Genomic DNA, 25181 nt, shown 5'->3' on the forward strand with positions numbered 1-25181 from the left:
TCATCGTCAAGATTAAATTCCGAAACCCCAATTGCGAAAGCAGTTGGGGTTTTGTTTTGCCTGCGAGAAAGTTCGTACAGCAACATCGGACGGCTCACGGCTGTCACACTCACCTGACAATGCTAAGGTTCGGCCCTAGCTTTTGCATTTCTCCAAGGAAGCCCTTATGGCGGACGCCTCGTTCCTCAGTGCTGGTTTTATGGTGGTTCACGGCAACCGCCTGGACGAACTGCGTAGCCTGGTGGTCAGCTGGATGCGGCGTTATCCGCTTGCCCCCCTGGAAAATGAAATCGCTCTAGTGCAGAGCAACGGTATTGCCCAATGGCTGAAGCTGGCATTGGCCGAAGACCCTGAAGATGACGACATGGGCGGCTGTGGCATCGCTGCGGCGATTGATGTGCAGTTACCCGGTAGCTTTATGTGGCAACTTTATCGATCAGTGCTCGGGCGTGATGAAATTCCAGCGAAATCATTGCTGGACAAAGCCCCTCTAACCTGGCGATTGATGCGCCTGTTGCCAGAGCTGATCGATCAACCACATTTCGAACCACTGCAACGCTTCCTGACTCACGATACCGATCTGCGTAAACGCTATCAGCTCGCTGAGCGGCTTGCGGATCTGTTTGACCAGTATCAAGTGTACCGGGCGGACTGGCTGGAAGATTGGGCAGCGGGTCGCCATCAACTGCGTAACGGTAGAGGTGAGAGCAAACCGCTCACATCGGCCAACTGCTGGCAGGCTGAGTTGTGGCGTGCGCTGTTGCTGGATGTCGGTGAGCAAGGCATGGCGCAAAGCCGTGCAGGTGTTCACCAACGTTTCATCGAGACAATCACTGGCCTGGACACCGCACCTAAGGGATTACCTTCACGGGTGATCGTTTTCGGCATTTCTTCGCTACCTGCCCAAGCCCTGGAAGCACTCGCAGGATTAGCTCGCTTCAGCCAGGTTCTGCTCTGTGTGCATAACCCATGTCGTCACCACTGGGCAGACATCGTCGCCGGTAAAGACCTTTTAAGGCATCAGTACAAGCGACAGGCGCGCAAGACCGGCATGCCGGTCGTACTTGACCCACAAACCCTGCATCAACATGCTCACCCGCTGCTGGCAGCCTGGGGCAAGCAAGGGCGCGACTACATCAACCTGCTCGACAGTTATGACGATCCCAACAGCTATCGATCAGCTTTTCGCGATGGACGTATCGACCTTTTCAGCGAAAGCCAGCCGTTGAACATGCTCAATCAATTGCAGGACGACATCCTCGAGTTGCGCCCGCTGAATGAAACCCGCTTGCTCTGGCCTGCAGTCGATCTGAAGCAGGACGAGTCGATCCGTTTTCACATTGCCCATAGCGCACAGCGTGAAGTGGAGATACTCCACGATCAGTTGCTCGCACGCTTTAGCGCAGACCCGCAGTTGCGCCCACGCGATGTGATCGTGATGGTTCCGGACATCGACAGTTACGCTCCACACATCCGCGCCGTGTTCGGTCAACTTGAGCGGGAAGATCGGCGCTTTATCCCTTTCACGCTGACCGACCAGGGGCAGCGTGGTCGTGACCCGCTACTGATCGCGGTCGAGCATTTGCTTAAACTGCCTGACAGCCGTTTCCCGGTCAGCGAGATTCTCGACTTGTTGGATGTCCCGGCATTGCGCGCCCGATTTGGCGTAGAGGAGCGCGACCTGCCGACCTTGCATCGCTGGATCGAAGGGGCTGGCGTTCGCTGGGGTATGAACGCCGAACAGCGCGCCGGTCTTGGTTTACCTGATGAGCTTGAGCAAAACAGTTGGCGTTTTGGTTTGCGTCGCATGCTTCTGGGGTATGCCGTTGGCAGTGGTCATTCCTGCGATGGCATCGAACCTTATGATGAGATCGGCGGGCTGGATGCGGCACTGATCGGCCCATTGGTAGCTTTACTCGATGCTTTGCAGATTGCTCACGAGGAGCTCTCACAACCGGCATCGCCTGAGCAATGGGGCACGCGTCTGCAAGCGTTGATGCAGCTATTTTTCCTGGCCAGCAATGAGCATGATGACTATCTGCTGGCCCAACTCGAGTTGCTCCGCGAAACCTGGCTGGAGACCTGCGAATCGGTTGGTTTACTGGATGAGCTGCCGCTGACGGTGGTCCGTGAAGCCTGGTTGGCTGGTCTCGATCAGGGGCGTTTGTCCCAACGCTTCCTGGCCGGCGCAGTAAACTTCTGCACGTTGATGCCGATGCGGGCAATCCCGTTCAAGCTCGTTTGCCTGCTGGGTATGAACGACGGTGATTATCCGCGTGCACAACCGCCACTGGATTTCGATCTGATGGGCAGCGATTACCGCCCCGGTGATCGGTCTCGGCGAGAGGATGATCGCTATCTATTGCTCGAAGCCTTGCTCTCGGCGCGGGATCAGCTTTACATCAGTTGGGTCGGGCGCAGTATTCGCGACAATAGCGAGCGCCCTGCATCGGTATTGATCGGTCAGCTGCGTGACCATCTGGCTAACGGCTGGAATACCGCCGAAGGCACTAAAGAACTCCTTGAGGCGATGACCCAGGAGCATCCGTTACAACCCTTCAGTGCTCGTTATTTCCATGAAGGCGATCAACTGTTCAGCTATGCCCGGGAATGGCAGCTGTTGCATGAGCAACATGACAACACTCCAGCCTTGGAAGTACTTGATGCTTATGTTCAGGAAGAGCCGCTGAGCCTTGGTCAACTACAGGATTTCCTGCGCAACCCCGTGCGGCATTTTTTCAGTCAGCGTCTCAAGGTGTTTTTCGAAGCGGCTCAAGCGCCTTTGGCAGATGAAGAGCCCTTCGTGCTCGATACTCTGCAACGCTACAGTCTGAGCGATAGCTTGCTTGAAGCTGCGCTGGCTAGCCCTGATCAACCTGAACAAGCTCTGCATGCCCAGGCTAAAAGGTTGCAGGACAGCGGCTTGCTGCCAATGGCCGGTTTCGGCGAGTGCTTGCAACGTGAGTTGATCGAGCCGCTACCGGATCTGCTGCATCGTTATCAACAGTTGCTGGTGTTGTGGCCAACACCGCAAAACAGTGCTTTGCCGGTGACGCTCAAATTGCAGGGAGTGAGCCTGGAAGGCTGGCTCAGCGGTCTTCATCAACGCAGCGATGGCGGGTTGCTGGCTGTCACTACGATCCCCAACAGCATCGGTTCGATCAAGACCCGCAAGTGGCATCGTTTGACTCGTCCTTGGGTTAACCACCTGGTGGCTTGCGCGAGCGGCTTGTCGATGACGACAGGATTGGTGGCCAGTGACGATACCTTGCTGCTCGCCCCTATCGAGCAAGATGCCGCACTGAAAACCTTGGGTAATCTGTTACAGGCCTGGCAATCAGGTATGCGCCAGCCATTGCCCATAGCGGTAAAAACGGCTTTCGCCTGGCTGGGGCAGACTGATCCGCTCAAAGCCGAGGCTGCCGCTCGCAAGGCCTATGAAGGCGACGGCCAGACCACCGATGGCGAGCGCCGCGAAAGCCCTGCACTGGCTCGCCAGTTTGCCGATTACAACGCCCTGATTGCCGACGAAACCTTTGTCGATTGGTGTGACGCGCTCTACCGTCCGCTGCTCGAAGCCCCTTGGTGCTCATTGACCAGTGAGGAGTCGCACTCATGACAGCGAAAGTCCCTCTGGCATTAGCCTTCCCGCTTCGCGGTAGTCAACTGATCGAAGCCAGTGCCGGCACCGGCAAGACATTCACCATTTCCGCGCTCTACTTGCGGTTGGTGCTTGGGCACGGTGACGAGTCTGCCGGTTTTGGTCGTGAACTCCTGCCACCGCAAATCCTCGTGGTGACCTTTACTGATGCCGCGACCAAGGAGCTGCGTGAGCGGATCCGTACACGTCTTGCCGAGGCTGCGCGGTTTTTCCGCGACGAAACACCAGCACCTGACAGCCTGATTGCCGAGTTGCGTGGGCAGTTCAGTCCCGAACAGTGGTCCGGCTGTGCGAACCGTTTGGACATCGCCGCGCAGTGGATGGATGAGGCGGCAGTTTCGACGATTCACAGTTGGTGCCAACGGATGCTGCGCGAGCACGCGTTCGACAGTGGCAGTCTGTTCACTCAAACCCTCGAAGTTGATCACAGCGATCTGCTCGGTGAAGTTCTGCGCGATTACTGGCGACTGTTTTGCTACCCGATGCAAGGTGATGCGCTGAACTGGGTTCGCAGCCATTGGGGCGGCCCGGCCGCCTTGCTGTCACGAGTGCGCGGGTTGTTCGCCAGTGAGCGTGATAGCGCTGAAGGAAAAGAACCTGCCGAGCTGATCACGGAGTGCCTGCAAGCTCGACGTGATGCGTTGCTGGAGCTCAAGGCGCCTTGGCGACAATGGGCGCAGGAGTTGCGTGAGATCTGTCTGCAAGGCGTCGCCAGCAAGTCTGTCGACGGGCGCAAGATGCAAGCGCGTTACTTCGAGCCCTGGTTCGAGAAAATCAGTACTTGGGCCGAGGATGACAGCCTTGAACAACTGGATATTGGCACCGGCTTCAATCGTCTGACACCCGATGGCATGGCTGAGGCCTGGAAAGGTCAGGCACCAAGCCACCCCGGCCTGGACGCCATGCCCGGCCTGAAAGCCAGTCTCGATGAATTGCCGACTCCGGACGCCGCAGTCCTGAAACATGCTGCGCAGTGGGTGGGTGCACGCTTTGAAGAAGAGAAGCGTCGGCGTGCTGAAATGGGTTTCGACGACATGTTGCTAAGGCTCGATGCTGCATTGCGAGCCGAAGGTGGCGAGCGTCTGGCGACGTTGATCCGCGAGCAGTTTCCCGTCGCGTTGATCGACGAATTCCAGGACACCGACCCGGTCCAGTACCGGATCTTCGAAAGTATCTATCGTATTGAAGACAACAACCCCGAATGTGGGCTGTTTCTGATCGGCGACCCTAAACAAGCGATCTATGCCTTCCGTGGCGCCGATATCTATACCTACTTGCGCGCGCGCCAGGCAACGAGTGGTCGCTTGCATACCCTGGGCACCAACTTCCGCTCCAGTCACGGGATGGTCGATGCGGTGAACCACGTGTTCCAGCGTGCCGAAGCCCGTGAGCAGGGGCGTGGAGCGTTTCTGTTTCGCGAAAAAAACGGCGAAAACCCGGTTCCATTTTTGCCGGTTGAATCTCAAGGCCGCAAAGAGTCTTTGCAGATCAACGGTCAGGCCGTACCCGCGTTGAATATCTGGCAGCTGTCCAGCGAGCAACCATTGTCCGGTGTTGTGTACCGACAGCAACTGGCTGCAGCTTGCGCCAGTGAAATCACTGCATTGCTCAATAGCGGTCAGCAGCGGCGTGCGGGTTTTGTCCGGGGGGCAGAGGATCTACAGGGGTTACTACCGGCAGATATCGCGATTCTGGTACGCGATGGTAAAGAGGCCCAGGCGGTACGCAACGAATTGTCCGTGCGAGGCGTGCGCAGTGTTTATCTATCGGACAAGGACTCGGTGTTCGCGGCCCAGGAGGCTCACGACCTGTTGAGTTGGCTAAAGGCCTGCGCCGAGCCGGATGTCGAGCGACCACTGCGTGCAGCGCTGGCCAGCATCACCTTGAACCTGTCGCTGACAGAACTGGAACGTTTGAACCAGGATGAGCTGGCCTGGGAGAAGCGCGTCATGCAGTTTCGCGAGTATCGGGTGATCTGGCGCAGTCAGGGCATCCTGCCAATGTTGCGCCGGTTGCTGCACGATTTCGAATTGCCTCAGGCCTTGATTGCCCGAAGCGATGGTGAGCGGATACTGACCAACTTGCTGCATCTCTCGGAGCTGTTGCAACAAGCAGCCGCCGAGCTTGATGGCGAGCAAGCCCTGATCCGTCATTTGTCCGAGCATCTGGCGTTGTCCGGGCAGGCCGGCGAAGAGCAGATTCTGCGTCTGGAAAGCGACGAGCAACTGGTCAAGGTAGTGACCATCCACAAGTCCAAAGGCCTTGAGTATCCGCTGGTTTTTCTGCCGTTCATTTGTTCGGCAAAACCGGTGGACGGCAGTCGATTGCCGATGCACTACCACGACGCGAACGGGCAAGCCCAGATAACGTTGAGCCCAACCCCCGAGTTGATTGCCCTGGCGGACGATGAGCGCCTGGCTGAAGATTTGCGTCTGCTCTATGTGGCCTTGACCCGAGCCCAGCATGCTTGCTGGCTGGGTGTCACCGACCTCAAGCGCGGTAGTAACAACAGCTCGGTACTGCACCTGTCGGCATTGGGCTATCTGCTGGGTGGCGGCGAGAAGCTGGCCGAATCGACGGCGCTGAAGCGTTGGCTGGAAGACTTGCAGCAAAACTGCGGCGCATTGAGCTATGGCGAGATGCCTGAAGCCACAACCGAACGTTTTCTCCCGCCACGCAATGAGGCAACGTTGCTCGCACCGCTGATACCGAAGCGCAAGGCTGCCGAGAACTGGTGGATCGCCTCCTACAGTGCATTGCGCATTGGCGATAGCCTGAGCGCTGGCAGCGACGAAGCGCCGGAAAGCCCGCAAGCGCAAAAGCTTTTTGACGACGAGCGACTTGATCCCGATGCGCCACGCGAAGTGCTCGCCAGCGGTGGTGATATCCACCGCTTCCCGCGCGGGCCGAATCCCGGGACTTTCCTCCATGGATTATTGGAGTGGGCGGGTGACGAAGGTTTCGCCGCAGACCCGAAATCCATCGAAAACGCCATTGCGCGCCGCTGCAACCGCCGCGGCTGGGAGGGCTGGATCAATACCCTGCGCGACTGGCTGCAGCACTTGTTGCAAGCGCCGTTATGCATCGGTGCCGAGCAACCGCCGGTGGTGTTCGAGCAACTGACCGAGTACCGGGTCGAAATGGAATTCTGGTTTGCCAGCCATAAAGTCGATGTGTTGAAGCTCGACGAACTGGTGCGCCAATACACCCATGCCAGCGCTTCTCGTGTCGTTGCCGAGCCCATACTGCTGAATGGCATGTTCAAAGGCTTTATCGACCTGACGTTCGAGCACGCCGGGCGTTACTACGTTGCGGATTACAAGTCCAACTGGCTCGGTGCTGACGATTCGGCCTATACCGAGCAGGCAATGGAACAATCGATGCTCGATCATCGCTATGACCTGCAATACGTGTTGTATCTACTGGCGCTGCATCGCCAGCTCAAGGCGCGACTCACCGACTACGACTATGACCGGCACATGGGCGGCGCCTTGTACCTGTTCCTGCGCGGCACCCGGGCACCTGGCCAAGGCGTGTATTTCACTCGTCCGCCACGGGAATTGATCGAACGACTGGACCGGCTGTTCCAGGGAAAACCAGAACCCAAGCCTGAACCGGCCTGGGAGCAGGGTGTATTGCTATGAGCCGTTCCTTTGCCGATTTGTTACCCACGCCGTTGACGGCCGAGAGCCTTGCGCAACTGACGCCGCTGAGCCGTGCCGATGACCTGCTGCTGTTGCTTGAACGCTGGGTCGAGCGTGGCTGGCTTCGGGCCTTGGACAAAGCCTTTGTTGCCTTCCTCCACGAACTGGCACCCGATGGCGATCCGCTGGTATTGCTGGCGGCAGCCTTGACCAGCCATCAACTGGGACACGGGCATGTGTGCCTCGATCTGTTCGAGACGCTCAAGGAGCCGGACTTCGCGCTATCCCTGCCGCCGGAAGGCGATCTGCAGACCGGAACCCTGTTGTTGCCATCGCAATTGCTTGAAGCATTGGAGGGAGCACACTGGTGCAAGGTACTGGCGTCCAGCAGTCTTGTGGCGCTGGCTGTCGATGGGCGTGATGAATCGCAGCAGCGCCCATTGGTATTGTCTGGCAAGCGACTGTATTTACGCCGTTACTGGACGTACGAACGGCGCATCGACAGTGCGCTACGCCAACGACTTATCGTCCATGAACCGACACCTGATGACCTGTCCGAACGCCTGAGTGGCCTGTTTGGCCAGGCCAGTTCCAGCGCGCAGATCGATTGGCAGAAACTCGCCTGTGCCCTGGCCACCCGTGGTGCATTCAGCATCGTTACGGGCGGGCCTGGAACCGGTAAAACCACCACGGTCGTGCGTTTGCTGGCCCTGCTCCAGGCGCCAGCCGTGGAGGCGGGCAAGCCACTGCGAATTCGACTTGCCGCCCCCACGGGCAAGGCCGCCGCACGGCTGACAGAGTCCATCAGCCAGCAAGTTCGCACACTGCAAGTTGCCGAGAACGTCAGGGACAAAATCCCCTCTGACGTGACCACGGTCCACCGTCTGCTCGGCAGCCGGCCGGGAACCCGGCATTTCCGCCATCACGCCGGCAATCGCCTGCCGCTGGATGTGCTGGTGGTCGACGAAGCCTCGATGATCGACCTGGAGATGATGGCCAATCTGCTTGATGCGTTGCCGACGCATGCCCGGTTGGTCTTGCTCGGTGACAAGGATCAGTTGGCGTCGGTGGAGGCTGGCGCCGTTCTCGGTGATCTGTGCCGCGATGCCGAGGCCGGTTGGTACAGCCCGCAGACCCGCGACTGGTTGGAGGCCGTCAGTGGTGAAAATCTTGGTTCCAGCGGTTTGCAGGAAGACACCGACGCCACTCACCCGCTGGCCCAGCAGGTCGTGATGCTGCGTCATTCGCGGCGATTTGGCGAAGGCAGCGGTATTGGTCAACTGGCGCGCTGGGTCAATCAGCAGCAGGCCGATGAGGCCCGCAAGCTGCTGGCTGCTCGTAGTCATGCCGATCTTTTTTCGCTGTCCCTCAAGGGGGAGCAGGACAGGGCGCTGGAGCGTCTATTGCTCGAAGGCCAGGGCGAAGGCCCGCAGGGATATCGACATTACTTGAGTCTCTTGCGCAACCAGCGTCCGTCCTTCAACTCACTTCCCGACGATCCTTGCTGGATCGAGTGGGCACGCAATGTCTTGCAAGCCTTTGATGCGTTCCAACTGCTGTGTGCCGTGCGTAAGGGGCCATGGGGTGTCGAGGGGCTGAATCAGCGGATTACCGGCGCGCTGCTGAAGGCGCGACTGATTGACAGTGATCAGCAATGGTACGAAGGGCGTCCGGTGCTGATGACCCGCAACGATTACGGTCTGGGCCTGATGAATGGCGACATCGGTATCGCCCTGAAATTGCCTGAGCGCGATGGCCAGGAGGTTGGGCGCCAGGTGCTGCGCGTCGCTTTTGCGCGTAACGATGGTCAGGGCGGTGTCAGGTTTGTTTTGCCCAGCCGACTCAATGACGTGGAAACCGTCTACGCCATGACCGTGCACAAATCCCAAGGCTCCGAGTTCGCGCACACGGCGTTGATCCTTCCCGATGCACTGAACCCGGTGCTGACCAAAGAGCTGATCTACACCGGAATCACTCGCGCCAAGAACTGGTTCAGCCTGATCGAACCACGTACCGGGATTTTTGAAGAAGCCGTACGACGCAAGGTCAAGCGCTTGAGCGGGTTGATGCTGGAGCTGGGGTGAGCGGGTGCAGTGTGGTGGCGAGAGGATTTGACCTATCGCCACCAAGACCTGGTCTGCTCCGAGGTCTACTCCGCTGCCAGCAGCATTTCGGTCTGGGCGGTCAGGCCCATGAAGCGCCGGACTCGTTCCCCGGCCCGCGCATTGCGTATGGCGTACGGGCTTGCATCCAGCTGAATATTCCCGTTTTCCATGAAAATCACCCGATCGGAAATCGACATCGCGAAGTCCATCTCGTGGGTCACGATCAGCATGGTCATGCCTTCTTTGGCCAAATCGCGGATCACATTCAATACATCGCCCACCAGTTCCGGATCGAGGGCCGAAGTCGGTTCGTCGAACAGCATGATCTTCGGTTCCATGGCCAATGCCCGGGCAATCGCTACCCGTTGTTGCTGACCGCCGGAAAGCTGATGCGGATACTTGTGTGCGTGGGCCAGCAGTCCGACCTTGTCCAGCAGCGCATAGGCGCATTGTTCACTCAAGGGTTTTGCGCTGCCGTGGAAGCGCGGCGCCAGAGTGATGTTGTCGAGAATGCAGCGATGGGGAAACAGGTTGAAGTTCTGGAATACCATCCCGATATGCCGCACGCCACTACGAACCTTCGCGCTGTTGGGGGTGTCGTTGGAACCGATGAAGCTTTCGCCAAATAGCATGATCTCGCCTTGATCAATACTTTCCAGTCCATTGATGGTGCGAATCAACGACGTTTTACCTGAGCCTGACGGGCCGATGATCGAAATCACCTGGCCACTGCCGACAGTCAGGTCAATGCCCTTGAGCACTTCGTGATTGCCATAGCGCTTGTGGATCTTCTCCAGTTGTAGAACCGGTACCGCACCGCGATTGACCGGGAGGCCGGCAGTGCTGGTCAGCGGTTGGGACTCGGCCTTGAGTCGGCTTACGGCGGTTTCGTCGAGGGTTTGCGGCTTGCGTTGGTTCAGATCCAGATGGTGTTCCAGTCGCTGCAAAAACCAGCCGAACACGCTGACGATAAACACGTAATACACCGCTACTGCGCCGAGGGTTTCCATGACCAGGAAGTTCTGCGCGTACAGGCGCTGGCCGACGGTCAGCAGTTCGGTCAGGGAGATCACCGAGATCAGCGACGTCAGTTTCACCACCGTGATGTATTCGTTGATCAAGGTCGGCAGGGAAATGCGAAAAGCCTGAGGAATCACGATCAAACGCTGCAAGCCCAGAAAGCCGATACCCAGCGCGCGCCCGGCCTCTTTCTGACCCTTGGCGACCGAAATCAGGCCACCGCGATGGATCTCTGCCATATACGCCGCTTCGGTGATCACCAGCGCGAACAACCCGGAGTAGAACGGGTTGGACAGGACCGAGCCGGTCATCGGGAACAACTGCGGCAGGTTGTAGACGAAGACCACCAGCACCAGCAGCGGAATGCTGCGGAAGAACCAGATATACGCGGTCGCCGGAAGTCTGAGCCAGGCCGAAGTCGACAGTTTGGCCGAGGCCAGCAGAAAGCCCAGCAGCATGCCGATGAACCAGGCCAGGGCACTGAGTTCGATTACGGTGACGCAGGCTTGCCAGAAGGCGGAGTCTGCGAACAGGGAGAAAAAGTACGACCAATCGAATTGCATAAGTACCTCGAACCGCATTGAAATCTTCGCGGGTAAGCCGCTCCCGAACAGGGAACGGTACTTTTGTAAGCGTGTGCTGGCCCGCGAAGGGGCGTCGCCTTAGTTGGACGCTTCTTCCAGGTTGTACTTCTTCAGAATAGCTGCGTAGTCACCGCTTTTTTTCGCGCCATCAAACGCCTTGAGCAGCGCCTGATAGGTCTCGTCATTGCCTTTCTTGACGAAGATGCCGAGGGTTTGCGGATAGACCAGATGCTGGGAGGTGACCACCACACGACCGTTGGTGTGTTCGGCGATCATCTTCGCTGCGCCGGCGATTTCCATTTGGGCCTGGATGTTTTTCGACAGCAGGGCCTGAGTCACTTCCGGTGCCGATGGGAACTCGCTGACAGTGATGGCGCCCTTGTTGTTCGGTACGCAATAGTCGGCCGAGAGTTTCTTCAATTGAGCGACCCAGGTGGTGCCTTGTTCCAGTCCGACTTTCAGGCCGCAGAGGTCTTCTGGGGTTTGTGCATTCAGCGTGCTGTCTTTCGGCGCCATGATTGCCGCGCCCGTTACGGCGTAGCCAATGGTCATCGCTTGAGTCTGACGCTCTGGCGTGATGTACATGCCGGAGATGATCGCGTCGTAGTGCCCGGAGTTCAGGCCGGAGATCAGATTGGGAAACTTGGTATCGACGAACTCCGCCTTGGCTTGCATCTGCTTGGCCAGGGCTTGAGCCAGTTCCGGATCGGAGCCGACGATATTCTTCTGGCTATCATAGGATTCGAACGGCGGGTAGGTGATTTCCATGCCGATTTTCAACTGACCCGGTGTGGCGGCGGAAGCCATGCTGGCAGTTGCACAGAACAGGCTGGCGGCGAGCAGGGACAAACGGGCAGCACGGTTATTTTTGTAAAGCATTTTCGGTGACTCCGATTAGAAAGTAGTGGCCGACAGCAATGATCAGGACGGTTGTGTCTGATTTTTCAGGTGCCCGAAGCTCGAAGGCTTACGCGCCTTCTCCGGCAACGTGATTTCTCCGTTTTCCACCCGCTTGCGCAGGTATTGGTAAGTCTGCAGCGCCTGGCTGTACATGTGTTCGCCAATGGCGATCTGCTCATACTCCTGCCCGGTCTTGGCGAAGCCCGGCAGGGGTTTGATCTGGGTATGGAAGTCGCAGGCATAGAACAGAGGGAAGGAGTAGCGCTCTTCGCTGACACTGCGGACACGGTGAGCCGTCGCAACGAATGCACCCGCGGTCATGACTTCGAGCATGTCGCCGATGTTCACCACGAACGCCCCTGGAATAGGCGGTGCATCGATCCACTGGCCAAGATTGTTCATCACCTCCAGCCCGGGTTTGTCAGCCAGCAAAATGGTGAAGCACTCGTAGTCGGTATGTGCACCAATCCCAGGTGCATCCTGAGCCGTGCCGTCGAACGGGTAGTGGATCAGCCGCAGCTTCGAGGGCGGCCGGGTGACCATGCTGTCGAAATAGTCCTCCTCCAGGCCCAATGCCAGGGCGAAGCCACCGAACAGCCGTCGACCGAGGGCGAAGATCGCGGCGTAGTAGGCCTGTACGGCTTCCTTGAAACCTGGCAACGATGGCCATTCATTCGGTCCGAGCAGCGGAGTGTTAGCCAGCACCAGCGGATCGTTTTCCGGGACTTCGAAGCCGATGTCGAAGGCTTCCTTATGATCCGGTTTGCCCTTGGCGTAAACCTCTTCACCTTCCGGGACAAAGCCCTTGTGAGTCTTCGAGGTGCCGATGTAGTGCTGCATCTTGGTTTCCAGGGACTGATCGAAATAGTCCTTGGCTGCCTGGCGCAAGTTGGTGATCAACTGCGGATCGATGCCGTGGCTGGTGATATAGAGAAAGCCGACGTCACTGGCGGCCACCCCGAGTTGCTCTGCGACGACCAGCCGATGTTCCCGTTCGATGCTGAACAGACCGGCGATATCCACCACCGGAATGCTCTTGAAGTTCGCTTGGGGCGTAGTGTTATTGATCTGCTCGGACATGTTGCAAGCACCTCACACGAGGGTTGAGTGATTGAAGCGATCGAAGTGTTCGCGCTCTGTGTTGGCCATCCAGATATTCAGCGACCACAGGTCGGCGACCGGCACATTGGTGAAGGGCAAGTGGTGCAAATAGCCGTCGGCACCGAACTCAGGCGTCAGGGTGCTGACCTGATAGCCGCGAGCCTGCTGGGAGCGCCAGATGGCTTCCCAGTGCTGTTGATGGAAGGCCAGTTCCCGGGCGTATTCCGGGGCGGCGGGATGGGGAACCTGCGGGCCTTGGTCATAACCGACGCGGGCCTGGATATGGTGTACGCGCTCGACGAAGGCACTCAGGTCATCCGCCGGATCATTCAACAACCGCTCGCACGTCACGACCCAATGGCTGATATCGCTGGTGAACCGCAAGTCGGGAAGCTGCCGGATCAGTTCAAGCGTCAGCCAAGGGTTGAACAGTGAACGTGAGCGGTGGGTTTCGAAGCTGCAGAATTGCCCGTGCTTGCGTGCAAGCGCCATGGCCTGGCCGAAGAACTCTACCTGCTGCGACAGCGGCCAACGGTCATTGCCGGCCAGCACATTGACGAAGCGTGGATTGAGCTCGGCAGCCCAAGCGAGTTTTTTGTCCAGATCAAGAAGGTGTTCGGTGGGCGACGCGGATTGTTCCGGCAGCACGTCATAAGCGGTAAACACGGTGCTGATGTAAGCCAGTGCATTGGCTTTGAGAAAGGCGCCGAACTCGGCTCGTTCGCGGACGTCCAGCGGCAGGCGAGCTTCCATGCCATCGAAGCCGGCTTCCAGCAACTCATCGAGTGCCTGAGCCTTGCTCGCGCTATAGCCCCAGAGGGTACGAAATATTTCCAGTTTCATCGGTGAACCTCCACGACGCCTTCAACTACTCAAGGCTCGACGCCGGTGCATGACCGAATCGAGCTGTTATGGCAGTAGCAAAAGGTTTTCATGAGTCGAATCTCGGTGGATCCGCTCTCACTTACGTCGCTGTCAGCTTTTATTGTTATTAGGACCGCAGTGCGGTTACAGGTCACGTTGGTGCTGATGGTAGACATGGGGTGAAACAGAGAAAAATAGGAAACCCCAAATTGTTACTTCAGGATTTTATAAACAAATAGGCGCCTATCAATACTCGCTGCTTTCGTGAGCATTTCACCGGATATGCTATCGTTGCGGCATCATCCATGACGATCAACGAGAATTCCCGCATGAAGCTGGCTGTCTGGACGACAGAACGCATTGCTGGCTGGAAGCAACTGCTGCTGGCCGGCCTTTTCTGTTTGCTGAGCCTTCCTGTATTCGCCGAGTCGCAGGCGCCAGCGAGCATGGCTGATCAGCGCGCCATGTCGGTCACTCAAGTGGTGTTGGGAATCCTCAGCTACGCTCGCTGGCCAGTGGAGCCAGCGCAATTGCATTTGTGCGTGGTCGGTCCCACCGAGTACACCGACGATTTGGTCAAAGGCACCACTCAAGCCACGGGTCGCCCGGTGGTCGTTCGGCGACTGTTAGCCAATTACCCGGCGATCGCCAGTGAGTGTGACGCAATCTACATCGGTAAACTGACCAATGAAGAGCGCAACACGCTCTTCGCTTCTTTGACAGGCCATCCGGTGCTGAGTATCAGCGAGGGGGGCGATCAATGCACGGTAGGCAGCCTGTTCTGCCTGCGGGTCAGTGACCATCAAGTCTCGTTTGAGGTCAACCTCGATTCGGTGGCCCGCAGTGGTGTGCGCATTCACCCCAGCGTCTTGCAACTCTCTCGCCGTAAAGTGGCGGCCCCATGAGCCTGTTCAGGTCCGGCAACCGCCCAACTTTGCAATCGGTCATTGGCCGTGGACACCTGATCGTTGCGCTGGTTGGCGTGGCCATGGCCAGTCTGTCCCTGACCCTGCTTGGGGTACTGGCCTTGCGAGTGTATGCCGATCACAACCTGCAGCTGATTGCCCGTTCGATCAGTTACACCGTGGAAGCCGCAGTGGTGTTCAACGACAACGTGGCGGCGACCGAAGCGCTGGCGCTGATCGCGTCCACAGAAGAAGTGGCCGATGCCCAGGTGTTCGATGAAAAGGACCAACTGCTCGCTCGTTGGCAGCGACCGGAAACCGGTCTGGTTTCCGAACTGGAAATGCAGATCGCCCGAACGCTTCTGGAAAAGCCGATCAATATGCCGATCCTCCATCAAGGTCAGGAAATCGGCAGCATCCTGCTGACCGGGCATGGCGGCAGTCTGATGCGCTTTTTGCTCAGCGGTCTGGCCGGGATTGTCTTGTGTACGGCAGTCAGCGCCTGGGTCGCGTTGTATCTGGCACGCCGTCAGCTACGCGGGATTACCGGCCCACTGCGCAGCCTGGCCGAGGTCGCTCACGCAGCGCGCCAGGAGCGGGTCCTCGATCGTCGTGTGCCGCCAGCACGCATTGCCGAACTCGATAGTCTGGGCAACGACTTCAATGCCTTGCTTGATGAGCTGGAGTCCTGGCAAACCCACCTGCAAAGCGAAAACGAAACGCTGGCCCATCAGGCCAGCCATGACAGCCTCACCGGTTTGCCGAACCGGGCGTTTTTCGAAGGTCGACTGATTCGCGCGTTACGCAATGCCAACAAACACGATGAACGGGTTGCCGTGCTGTTTCTCGATAGCGATCGGTTCAAGGGTATCAATGACAACTTCGGCCACGCTGCTGGCGATGCCGTGCTGGTTGCCGTGGCAACCCGAGTCCGGGCGCAATTGCGCGAAGAGGATCTGGTCGCCCGCTTGGGCGGTGACGAGTTTGCTGTGCTGTTGACGCCGTTGCACAAAACCGAAGACGCCGAACGAATTGCCGAAAAAATTATCGCCAGCATGGAGCTGCCGGTTCAGTTGCCAGGTGATACCCAGGTGTTGACCTCACTCAGCGTTGGCATTGCCATTTATCCGGATCATGGCGCCACACCCGGTACCCTGCTCGATGCCGCCGATGCGGCAATGTATCAAGCCAAACGCCTCGCCCGAGGCGGGCAATACACGGCAGGGTCGGAGCACCTTGTCGCCAACGTTCAAACCAGGAGTTAACAGCCTTGTTTTCACTGACCCAGCGTTCCCTGCGATTCTTTACCTTTACCTTGCTCATGGCCGTGCTGGCATTGACCGGATGCCAAACTGCACCGCAAAAAGGCCTCACACCGGCGCAGGTTGCGGTGCTCAAGCAACAGGGTTTCGAATTGACCGAGGAGGGCTGGGCCTTCGGTTTGTCGGGCAAGGTACTGTTTGGCAGCGACGTTGATCACCTGAACGCCCAAAGTACCGAAATCGTCGAGCGAATCGGCAAGGCGTTGCATGGTGCCGGCATTGAGCGTGTACGGGTCGATGGTCACACTGACGGGTCGGGTAAAGAGGCCTATAACGAGCAGCTTTCCCTTCGCCGCGCCAAGAGTGTCGGCGCGGTGCTGACCAGCGTTGGCCTGCGCGAGGAGAACATTCGACTGCGCGGCCTTGGCAGCGCCGAGCCGGTGGCATCCAACACCACCACCGCCGGACGCACCGAGAATCGCCGGGTATCGATTGTGGTGATCGCGGACTAGTCGGCGAAGTGCATCGTGCGGGTTTCCCCCATCAATAGCGCCTGATTCTGCTCAGTCACTTCACGGATGCATTTGCATGTCATAAGCCGGGTGTGTCCCGGTTGCTATCGACGTGCCTTAACTCTGATTCATTCGATAGACCATTGCGCTCCAGTAACGGTTGCCATTGCGTTTCTGGCGAGTCCATCCGGCAGCCTCCAACTGCTTGGCGATCATTCGATTCATGACTCCATGACCGAGCAACAGGACCGGTCCTGCGCTCGCAAGGGATCGAAGTTGTTGAGCGGCCTCGTTGGCCCGAATCCTGGCCTGACGGAAAGACTCGACCGTCCCTGAGAAGCCGCATAACCATGAGACTCGAAGGATAAATGCCCACGTAAACGGTGAAAGACGCGGCAGTGTCCAGCGGCCATGGGGCAGCTGCGCCTCGCAGAAAATCGCGTCTACCAGTGTGGGCTGAAGGCCCAACGCCCGAACGGATGTCAGAGCCCGAGGCGCACTGCTCGATACAATCACTTGGGCGGTAGCGGCCAGTTGCACACTCGCCTCTGGGGCGGGCTGGTTGATGATTTCGGATAGGTTGTATTGCTCGATCCAGCGTTTCATACCAAGCGCTGAAACCTTGTTGGTCACGGCCAGATTCGGCTGCCCATGGCGCATCAGGATGATCTCCCTGCTCATGTGTTTACGTCCTTGTTTTACTGCCCCAGGAGTGCAGAAAATGCACCCGGCGGGCATTTGAAGCATGGTGATCGTGCCGGTATAAACCGCACATTGAGGCGTGAGATTATCATCTGGACGTTAGGTGAAGGGAGCGACAATTGCAGCTTGCGTGAACGAGCCCCATACCCCCAAAGGCACCTGCCACTTCATTTCCCTGGGGGAGCACTTCGTTGAGGCGGATAATCACGGCCGATTTTTCCCGGCCACTTGCCGCACCGGCAACGTCGCCAAGTCGAGACCGTCCAGACAGTAGGCGTAGACGCTGTACAGATCAGAGTCCATGCGCCGTCTGTTGAACGTATAGATCCCGCACTTCGAGCAGAAATAGTGCTCGGCCTTTCCGGTATTCCACTGGTACAAGCTCAGCCATTCCTGGCCCCGAAGGATCTTCAGAGCGGCATGGCTGACGGTAGCCATCAGCGCGTTCTTTTTGCGGCACCGCGGATCATCTGCCCGCGGGCGTCCGCCACGGCAGATTGCAGTGAAAATATCTGCAACCCAATCCCAGGCTGCGCCGGGGAGTTCATACCGTTTTGCCATCGTGGCCTCCTGACTGTGATGGCGCGGGATGCTACAGAAATCGATATTTCAAGGGATTTAGTACAGCACCGAGACTAGTCGTCTGATTAATCACTTTACGGAGGCCGGTGATGTATTGAAAGGATTGATATTGATACTCTCCAATACAGAAACCTCTTTAGGATTAACGAGCATAGAATAGACGGACACAGCTGGACGCGAGGACTGGAATTCCTTAATGATCGGGAGAGTGCGCAATCGTCATGGCTATATCAACGCAAAACAAGAGCTATTTTAAACAGGCGTCTATTGGCATACTGACTGCTTTGCTGTCGGTCGGTGTCGCTGAAAGTTTCGCAGAGGATAAGGGAGACAAAGGAATGCAGAGTATTCAGTTTCGAAAGGTAATTGACCTCAGTCACATCATTAGCCCATCTATACCACTTTGGCCTCACGACCCTCCGGTCACATTCGATGTGGTGGCCTCCCAGAAAAAAGACGGTTACTACCTGCGGCGCTTTAGTATCGGTGAACACAGTGCAACCCACATGAACGCGCCCAATAGTTTTCACCCCAATGCTATTGGGATTGATGGTTATCAGCCGGAGTCTCTAGTCCGACCGGCTGTTATGATTGATCTACGGGCTCAAGCCCGGGATAACCCTGACTATGTGATCGGCATTCAAGATCTCGAAAAATGGGAGCACGATCATGGTCGCATCGACCAAGGTTCTGTAGTGCTGTTTTATACCGGGTGGCAAGCCCTGTGGAACGATCCTAAACGCTTTATCAATCAAGATGCTCAAGGCCCACACTTTCCGGGTGTCGGCGCCGCAGCGGCGAAATTTCTGCTTGAAGAACGCCAGATTGCGGGCGTCGGTATCGATACGCATGGAGCTGATCCAGGGCAGGACACGGTATTCGCCACCAATCGTCAGGTTCTGGCGAAAGATGGAATCGTTCTAGAGTGCCTGACTAACCTGGATCAGCTTCCAGCGAAAGGTACAACACTGGTCATTGGCGTGCTTCGACTGAAAGATGGGTCGGGGTCTCCTGCTTCCGTGATGGCATTTGTGCCCTGAGTCCATTTTAACTTGAGCTAATATTAACTAGCGGAGTGTGGGTGTGGAACTGCTGTTGGCAGATGGTTGCGCGCTGAAGCACCTTGGTCAAGGCCTGAAAGCTCGCCGGTTTGGTTAAAATATCATTGGCACTAGCGCCCCTAAACCGTTCTGTCTCGCTCGAAAACGCGCTCGCGGTGAAAGCAACGATGTAGCACGTATCGCCCAGTGGTAGTTTTCGGATTTCATGGATGGCCTCCAGTCCATCCATAATGGGCATGTTGATGTCCATTAAAATGACATGCGGAGTCGAAGTTAAATATGCATTGATCGCCTCCAGACCATTTGACGCAAGGTTGGGCGTATAGCCCAACTTCTGTAACATCGCCATGGCAACCTTCTGATTCACCGGATGATTCTCCACCAGCAGGATATCGAGCGGGTAATGACTGGCAAAAGACGGGTCGAAATCAACCACTGTATACCCATCACCAATGGGTATTTCTGAAACTGAAAAAGGCTCCATTGGGAGTGAGAAGGAGAAAGTTGAGCCGACGCCAAACTGACTGGTAAAAGATAAAACCCCATTCTGCGCCTCGACCAGATTTTTGCAGATGGAAAGGCCGAGCCCACTCCCTGTAAAGCGTTGATTGGTCGCCCCTTCAAATTGAGCAAAGGGCTTGAACAGACCGTCTTGCAGTTCTGCAGGGATACCTATGCCGGTGTCGCGTATCGAAAAGCTGAGTCGCGCTTGAGGGCCGTATCCGCTAGCCGTGACCGAGAGCGATACCTTTCCGGTTTCGGTGAATTTGAGCGCATTGCCCAGCAAGTTGATCAATATCTGGCGAAGACAATCGGCATCGGTTTTAACTATGAGAGGTACATCCGGTGAGACTTGGACTTCAAGTACTATGGGTTTGTCCTGGATATTTTGTCGGACTATTTCAATACTGGACAAAACCAAGGTTCGCACTTCGAATACGCGCGGCTTCAATTCAAGTTTTCCCGCTTCGATTTTTGCGAGGTCAAGAATGTTATCGATAAGAGATAGCAGGGTTCGTCCGCTCGTATGAATCGTTTTGAGCAGACTGCTTTGCTCCGGATTCAAGGAGGGGCCAGCCAGCAACTCGGTCGCACCGATGACACCGTACATGGGCGTGCGGATTTCATGACTCATGGTGGACAAAAATCTGGTTTTTGAACGATTGGCATCCTCGGCGGCGTTTTTTGCCTGCCTCAATACCTCTTCGTTTATTTGCAGTTGCTGGAGGTGAGCACGTACGCGTATTAAGTCGATCACGAACAAGAGGCTGAAGGTGAGAAATACCAGAATGGCCAGGATAATATGGTGCAGGGAGTCTTGATTAAGTTGGTGGCGGTAGTCCGCCAGCGTCATCTCCGCGCCGGCAATATATGTCGTACCGTCCTGCGACTTTAATGGGATGAAGACGGCGCGAAAGTCTCCCCAATGATCCGAGTAATCGATCCAGGTGGGCTCGGTGCGCTCAAAGCTTTCGACCAAAGCCTGGCTGGCATCGGGATAGGGATCAAAAAAACGTACGAAGTTCTTATCTTGGATCTCTTTTTTTGATGCGCTGGAGCTGGCTAGATAAGCTACTCCCGAGCGTTTAACTACGGTGTAGACAAAGGCAGTACTCATTGACTCATTAAATTTGGAGAGTCGTTGAATAGCATCCAGATCTTCCGCTTCCGATTTTGACTGTTTGTTGATCAGATTATCATGGTAGCGGTCGCCAAGGATCGCCGAAGCGCCCAACGCTGCATCCAGCAGCTTGTTGTTAACGTTTTCAGTGAGGATTCCTTTAGTCTCAACGTAGAGGTAGTAGATATAACCACTGACACCCATGATATAGGTCAATAGTAAAACCCATGTTTTCCGTCTGAGCTTGAACATACATCAGAGCCTCCGTGCTCTCAAAGCCCGAGCATCAAAACTGTGCTCTGGGCGTCCATGGTGCGGAGCATAGTTTGAGTGGTGACGGGAAACCATTTTTTTTATTTTTCATGGCTTTCCGAGGATGACAGCCTTTATTTCAGAGGGGAATAAGCTGTGTTCTTTGTGGGCGTATCCACAGAGCCTCCTGCCTGAATAGGCGTAAGTGTCCGAACTACACGCCTGCGGCTATAAATCCAACTGTGTGGTCAAGTCCATGCAATTACGCAGCTAAGACAAACAGATGATCCTTATCTGCCTGAGTTAGGGTTCGAATAGCGTAAAGTCGAGCAATTGCGTTCTACTGCCAGACCGGCAGATTTGACGACAAGAGTAGTTGCTGGCTGGGATTATCCGCCAGTAGAGGCTGTGACATTGCGCCCCCCTCGAATGGGAATGGAAGTGCTGGTCACATTTCTCGAAAGCGACCCTGACGAACCGCTGATCAGCGGTTGTCCGTCGTCGTGATAGTACTCAAAGTGCAGGTCCTTGCGCCTGAGCCTCATCGGGTGTGCCTGCATGGGGCTCGTTCAGTTCTTATCGCGATTACACAGGCCTCTGGAAGTGGGGTCTTTGAGGTGGCTGGAAATGCCCTTCGATGTCACAAGTTGCGTCCAAATCCCTGTCATTCAACCTTGGCAAAGGTCTGCGGAGCTCGTTACGACGCCGCTACCTGATTCCTTGAAGGGCTGTCAGTCGGCGAAGTACATCGTTCGGGTTTCCCCCATCAATAGCGCTTGATTCTGCTCGGTCACGGCGCGGATGTAGTCCCACAACAAAGTGATTCGCTTGAGCTTGCGCAGGTCTTCGCGGCAGTACATCCAGAACTGCCGGGTGATGTTGATTTCCTCCGGCAGCACTGGCAGCAGTCGTGGATCCTGGGCCGCGAGGAAACACGGCAGAATTGCCAGCGAACGGCCTTGCTGCGCGGCCACGAATTGCGCAATCACGCTGGTGCTGCGCAGGTTGGCGCTGGCGCCGGGCAGTACATTCGCCAGGTACAGCAGCTCCGAGCTGAATGCCAGATCGTCGACATAACTGATGAACTGATGCTTGCCCAAATCTGCCGGGCGGCGGATGGGCGGGTGTTGGTTGAGGTAATCCTGGGTCGCGTACAGCTGCAAACGATAGTCGCAGAGTTTGCAGCAGACGTAAGGGCCGTGTTCCGGGCGTTCCAGGGCGATGACAATATCTGCCTCGCGCTTGGACAAGCTGATGAAGTGCGGCAGCGGCAGGATATCAACTGAAATCGCCGGATAGGCATCGACGAAGTGGCTGAGTTGCGGGGTGATGAAAAAGCTCCCGAAACCTTCGGTGCAACCCATACGCACGTGGCCGGATAAGGCCACGCCTGAGCCGGACACCTGCTCGCACGCCATGTGCAGCGTGCTTTCTATGGATTCGGCATAACCCAGTAAACGCTGGCCCTCGGCGGTCAATACAAAGCCATTGGTCCGTGATTTTTCGAACAACAATGTCCCCAATGCACCTTCCAGCGAACTGATCCGCCGTGACACGGTGGTGTAATCCACGGCTAGGCGTTTGGCAGCGCTGCTGGCCTTGCGGGTGCGGGCGACCTCGAGGAAAAACTTCAGGTCGTCCCAGTTCAACGAGCCTAACGATGTGATGTTTTTTTGCATGTTGGACCGGCTTTTATGTGCGTTCTTATTAGAAGTTTGCACATCTATACTCCAAAAACAGTCCGACAACCAACTCGCGACACACGCCTCATTACAAGGCGACTTTTCTCGCCTTGGCTCCCTGCATAACAACAAGTCCAGGAGACCGTCATGAACGCATCGCTCACGCCAGAAACCACTGTGCAAAAGGTCAAGCTGTTGATCGACGGCCAATGGGTCGAGTCCCAGACCACCGAGTGGCACGACATCGTCAATCCGGCGACCCAGCAAGTGCTGGCTAAAGTGCCGTTTGCTACGCCTGCGGAAGTCGACGCGGCGATCAGTGCCGCTCATCGTGCCTTCCAGACCTGGAAGCTGACACCGATCGGCGCGCGGATGCGCATCATGCTCAAGCTTCAGGCGTTGATTCGCGAGCACTCCAAGCGCATCGCCGTGGTCCTCAGTGCCGAGCAGGGTAAAACCATTGCCGACGCTGAAGGCGATATCTTCCGTGGCCTGGAAGTGGTCGAGCACGCGTGCTCCATCGGCAGCCTGCAAATGGGCGAATTCGCTGAAAACGTGGCAGGTGGTGTTGATACCTACACCCTGCGCCAGCCGATCGGCGTCTGCGCCGGCATCACGCCGTTCAACTTCCCGGCGATGATCCCGCTGTGGATGTTCCCGATGGCCATCGCCTGCGGCAACACCTTCGTGCTCAAGCCATCCGAACAGGACCCGATGTCGACTATGCTGCTGGTGGAACTGGCCATCGAGGCGGGCATTCCAGCCGGCGTGCTCAACGTGGTTCACGGCGGCAAGGATGTGGTGGATGCACTCTGCACCCACAAAGACATCAAGGCCGTATCGTTCGTCGGTTCGACGGCAGTCGGTACTCACGTCTACGACCTGGCCGGCAAACACGGCAAACGCGTGCAATCGATGATGGGCGCCAAGAACCACGCGGTGGTACTGCCCGATGCCAATCGTGAGCAAGCCCTCAATGCGCTGGTCGGTGCCGGTTTCGGCGCCGCCGGTCAACGCTGCATGGCCACCTCGGTGGTGGTGCTGGTGGGCGCGGCCAAGCAGTGGCTGCCTGACCTCAAGGCATTGGCGCAAAACCTCAAAGTGAATGCCGGCAGCGAGCCAGGCACTGACGTCGGCCCGGTGATTTCGAAACGGGCCAAGGCGCGGATTCTTGAGCTGATCGAAAGCGGCATCAAGGAAGGCGCAAAACTGGAGCTCGATGGTCGTGATATCACCGTCCCTGGGTACGAAAAAGGCAACTTTGTCGGCCCGACCCTGTTCTCCGGCGTGACCACCGACATGCAGATCTACACCCAGGAAATCTTCGGTCCGGTGCTGGTGGTACTGGAGGTCGACACCCTCGATCAGGCCATTGCGCTGGTCAACGCCAACCCGTTCGGTAACGGCACCGGCCTGTTCACCCAGAGTGGTGCGGCGGCGCGTAAATTCCAGAATGAAATCGACGTCGGTCAGGTTGGCATCAATATCCCGATCCCGGTGCCGGTTCCGTTTTTCAGCTTCACCGGTTCGCGGGGTTCCAAGCTCGGCGACCTCGGTCCGTATGGCAAGCAAGTGGTGCAGTTCTACACTCAAACCAAGACCGTCACCAGTCGCTGGTTCGACGATGACAGCGTCAATGACGGTGTGAACACAACCATCAATTTGCGTTAAGGAGCCGGACATGAAAATTGCTTTTATCGGTCTCGGCAACATGGGCGCGCCGATGGCGCGCAACCTGATCAAGGCTGGCCATTCGCTGAACCTGGTCGACCTGAACAAAGCCGTACTCGCAGAACTGGCGCAACTGGGCGGCACTATCAGCGCCACGGCGCGTGAGGCCGCCCAAGGCGCAGAACTGGTGATTACCATGCTGCCGGCGGCTGTCCATGTGCGCAGCGTCTGGCTGGGTGAAGACGGCGTGCTGGCCGGGATCGCCAAAGGTGTTCCGGCAGTGGATTGCAGCACCATCGACCCGCAAACCGCCCGCGATGTCGCCGCCGCTGCGGCCAGGCAAGGTGTAGCCATGGCGGATGCGCCGGTTTCCGGTGGCACCGGTGGCGCTGCGGCCGGGACGCTGACGTTCATGGTCGGTGCTACGCCGGAATTGTTCGCCACCCTGCAACCGGTACTGGCGCAGATGGGCCGCAACATTGTGCATTGCGGTGAAGTCGGCACCGGGCAAATCGCCAAGATCTGCAACAACCTGTTGTTGGCTATTTCCATGGTCGGCGTCAGCGAAGCGATGGCCCTTGGCGATGCCTTGGGCATCGACACTCAGGTGCTGGCGGGGATCATCAACAGTTCGACCGGCCGTTGCTGGAGTTCGGAGATGTACAACCCGTGGCCGGGCATTGTCGAAACAGCACCGGCATCGCGCGGTTATACCGGCGGTTTTGGTGCCGAATTGATGCTCAAGGACCTGGGGCTGGCGACTGAAGCTGCGCGTCAGGCGCATCAACCGGTGATGCTCGGCGCGGTGGCTCAGCAGCTGTATCAGGCAATGAGTCAGCGTGGCGAAGGCGGCAAGGATTTTTCGGCAATCATCAACAGCTATCGCAAACCCCACTAGGGGTTTTTCCGGGACTGTGACGAGGGACGTATGTGGCGAGGGAGCTTGCTCCCGCTGGACTGCATAGCAGTCCCATTTTTAGGGCCGCTTCGCGCCCCAGCGGGAGCAAGCTCCCTCGCCACAAATACGGAGTATTCCATCGATACTTTCCGAG

At 57.1% G+C, this 25181-nt stretch carries 17 protein-coding genes and 2 pseudogenes; 10 read left to right on the forward strand and 9 right to left on the reverse strand.

The window, feature by feature from the left end; translation table 11 throughout:
• Positions 1 to 166: 166 nt before the first annotated feature.
• Genes recC through recD form a run of 3 tightly spaced genes read left to right on the forward strand, consistent with a single transcriptional unit; the run spans position 167 to position 9389 of the window.
• Positions 167 to 3619: an exodeoxyribonuclease V subunit gamma gene (gene recC / locus KRR23_RS27730; protein ID WP_216745033.1), complete on the forward strand. Its 3453-nt coding sequence runs from the start codon at positions 167 to 169 to the stop codon at positions 3617 to 3619.
• A complete protein-coding gene (recB, locus tag KRR23_RS27735; RefSeq protein ID WP_216745034.1) occupies positions 3616 to 7305 on the forward strand; it encodes an exodeoxyribonuclease V subunit beta in 3690 nt (1229 codons plus the stop codon). Before recC ends, recB begins: the two co-directional genes overlap by 4 nt.
• Positions 7302 to 9389: an exodeoxyribonuclease V subunit alpha gene (gene recD, locus KRR23_RS27740; RefSeq protein ID WP_216745035.1), complete on the forward strand. Its 2088-nt coding sequence runs from the start codon at positions 7302 to 7304 to the stop codon at positions 9387 to 9389. The genes recB and recD overlap by 4 nt, the downstream gene beginning before the upstream one ends.
• A 65-nt stretch (positions 9390 to 9454) precedes the next feature.
• On the opposite strand, the gene KRR23_RS27745 is transcribed toward recD, so the two are convergent.
• From KRR23_RS27745 to KRR23_RS27760, 4 genes are all read right to left on the reverse strand, one after another.
• Complete coding sequence (locus KRR23_RS27745) at positions 9455 to 10993, reverse strand: amino acid ABC transporter permease/ATP-binding protein (protein WP_216745036.1); 1539 nt, start codon at positions 10991 to 10993, stop codon at positions 9455 to 9457.
• A 99-nt stretch (positions 10994 to 11092) separates the two neighbouring features.
• Positions 11093 to 11893, reverse strand: a complete 801-nt coding sequence (locus KRR23_RS27750) for an ABC transporter substrate-binding protein (protein ID WP_123585353.1) — start codon at positions 11891 to 11893, stop codon at positions 11093 to 11095.
• A gap of 42 nt (positions 11894 to 11935) precedes the next feature.
• Positions 11936 to 12994, reverse strand: a complete 1059-nt coding sequence (locus tag KRR23_RS27755; protein ID WP_103319011.1) for an isopenicillin N synthase family oxygenase — start codon at positions 12992 to 12994, stop codon at positions 11936 to 11938.
• Positions 12995 to 13006: 12 nt separating this feature from the next.
• Entirely contained in the window at positions 13007 to 13858 is an 852-nt protein-coding gene (locus KRR23_RS27760) for a sugar phosphate isomerase/epimerase (protein ID WP_216745037.1), read from the reverse strand.
• Between the two features lie 350 nt (positions 13859 to 14208).
• Here KRR23_RS27760 and KRR23_RS27765 point away from each other — a divergent pair, with 350 nt between their 5' ends.
• The 3 genes from KRR23_RS27765 to KRR23_RS27775 are packed head-to-tail and all read left to right on the forward strand — an operon-like array spanning position 14209 to position 16558.
• Entirely contained in the window at positions 14209 to 14784 is a 576-nt protein-coding gene (locus tag KRR23_RS27765; protein WP_216745038.1) for a YfiR family protein, read from the forward strand.
• The gene (locus tag KRR23_RS27770; RefSeq protein WP_216745039.1) at positions 14781 to 16049 is read left to right on the forward strand and encodes a diguanylate cyclase; all 1269 of its coding nucleotides are present in this window, start codon (positions 14781 to 14783) and stop codon (positions 16047 to 16049) included. Before KRR23_RS27765 ends, KRR23_RS27770 begins: the two co-directional genes overlap by 4 nt.
• Positions 16050 to 16054: 5 nt before the next feature.
• Positions 16055 to 16558: an OmpA family protein gene (locus KRR23_RS27775; protein ID WP_216745040.1), complete on the forward strand. Its 504-nt coding sequence runs from the start codon at positions 16055 to 16057 to the stop codon at positions 16556 to 16558.
• A 117-nt stretch (positions 16559 to 16675) separates the two neighbouring features.
• On the opposite strand, the gene KRR23_RS27780 is transcribed toward KRR23_RS27775, so the two are convergent.
• The 3 genes and pseudogenes from KRR23_RS27780 to KRR23_RS29235 form a co-directional block, all read right to left on the reverse strand.
• On the reverse strand, positions 16676 to 17239 hold the full coding sequence (locus tag KRR23_RS27780; protein ID WP_216745041.1) for a histidine phosphatase family protein: 564 nt from the start codon (positions 17237 to 17239) through the stop codon (positions 16676 to 16678).
• A gap of 225 nt (positions 17240 to 17464) precedes the next feature.
• The gene (locus KRR23_RS27785; protein WP_216745042.1) at positions 17465 to 17698 is read right to left on the reverse strand and encodes a GFA family protein; all 234 of its coding nucleotides are present in this window, start codon (positions 17696 to 17698) and stop codon (positions 17465 to 17467) included.
• A 27-nt stretch (positions 17699 to 17725) separates the two neighbouring features.
• Positions 17726 to 17821, reverse strand: a pseudogene (locus KRR23_RS29235) (IS5/IS1182 family transposase); the annotation flags it as partial.
• 242 nt (positions 17822 to 18063) lie between these two features.
• Between KRR23_RS29235 and KRR23_RS27790 the strand changes: the two are divergent.
• Complete coding sequence (locus KRR23_RS27790) at positions 18064 to 18882, forward strand: cyclase family protein (protein ID WP_216745043.1); 819 nt, start codon at positions 18064 to 18066, stop codon at positions 18880 to 18882.
• A gap of 7 nt (positions 18883 to 18889) precedes the next feature.
• Here KRR23_RS27790 and KRR23_RS27795 read toward each other — a convergent pair whose 3' ends face one another.
• Positions 18890 to 20776, reverse strand: a complete 1887-nt coding sequence (locus KRR23_RS27795) for an ATP-binding protein (protein ID WP_216745044.1) — start codon at positions 20774 to 20776, stop codon at positions 18890 to 18892.
• A 405-nt stretch (positions 20777 to 21181) separates the two neighbouring features.
• Between KRR23_RS27795 and KRR23_RS29240 the strand changes: the two are divergent.
• Positions 21182 to 21271, forward strand: a pseudogene (locus KRR23_RS29240) (hypothetical protein); the annotation flags it as partial.
• 236 nt (positions 21272 to 21507) lie between these two features.
• On the opposite strand, the gene KRR23_RS27800 reads toward KRR23_RS29240, so the two are convergent.
• Entirely contained in the window at positions 21508 to 22455 is a 948-nt protein-coding gene (locus KRR23_RS27800; protein ID WP_216745045.1) for a LysR family transcriptional regulator, read from the reverse strand.
• A gap of 150 nt (positions 22456 to 22605) precedes the next feature.
• Here KRR23_RS27800 and KRR23_RS27805 point away from each other — a divergent pair, with 150 nt between their 5' ends.
• On the forward strand, positions 22606 to 24129 hold the full coding sequence (locus KRR23_RS27805) for a CoA-acylating methylmalonate-semialdehyde dehydrogenase (protein ID WP_216745046.1): 1524 nt from the start codon (positions 22606 to 22608) through the stop codon (positions 24127 to 24129).
• 10 nt (positions 24130 to 24139) lie between these two features.
• A complete protein-coding gene (mmsB, locus tag KRR23_RS27810; protein ID WP_216745047.1) occupies positions 24140 to 25027 on the forward strand; it encodes a 3-hydroxyisobutyrate dehydrogenase in 888 nt (295 codons plus the stop codon).
• Positions 25028 to 25181 lie beyond the last annotated feature (154 nt).

Origin of the sequence: Pseudomonas sp. CVAP#3 (genome assembly GCF_018986375.1) — a bacterium.
Classification (GTDB): domain Bacteria; phylum Pseudomonadota; class Gammaproteobacteria; order Pseudomonadales; family Pseudomonadaceae; genus Aquipseudomonas; species Aquipseudomonas helvetica.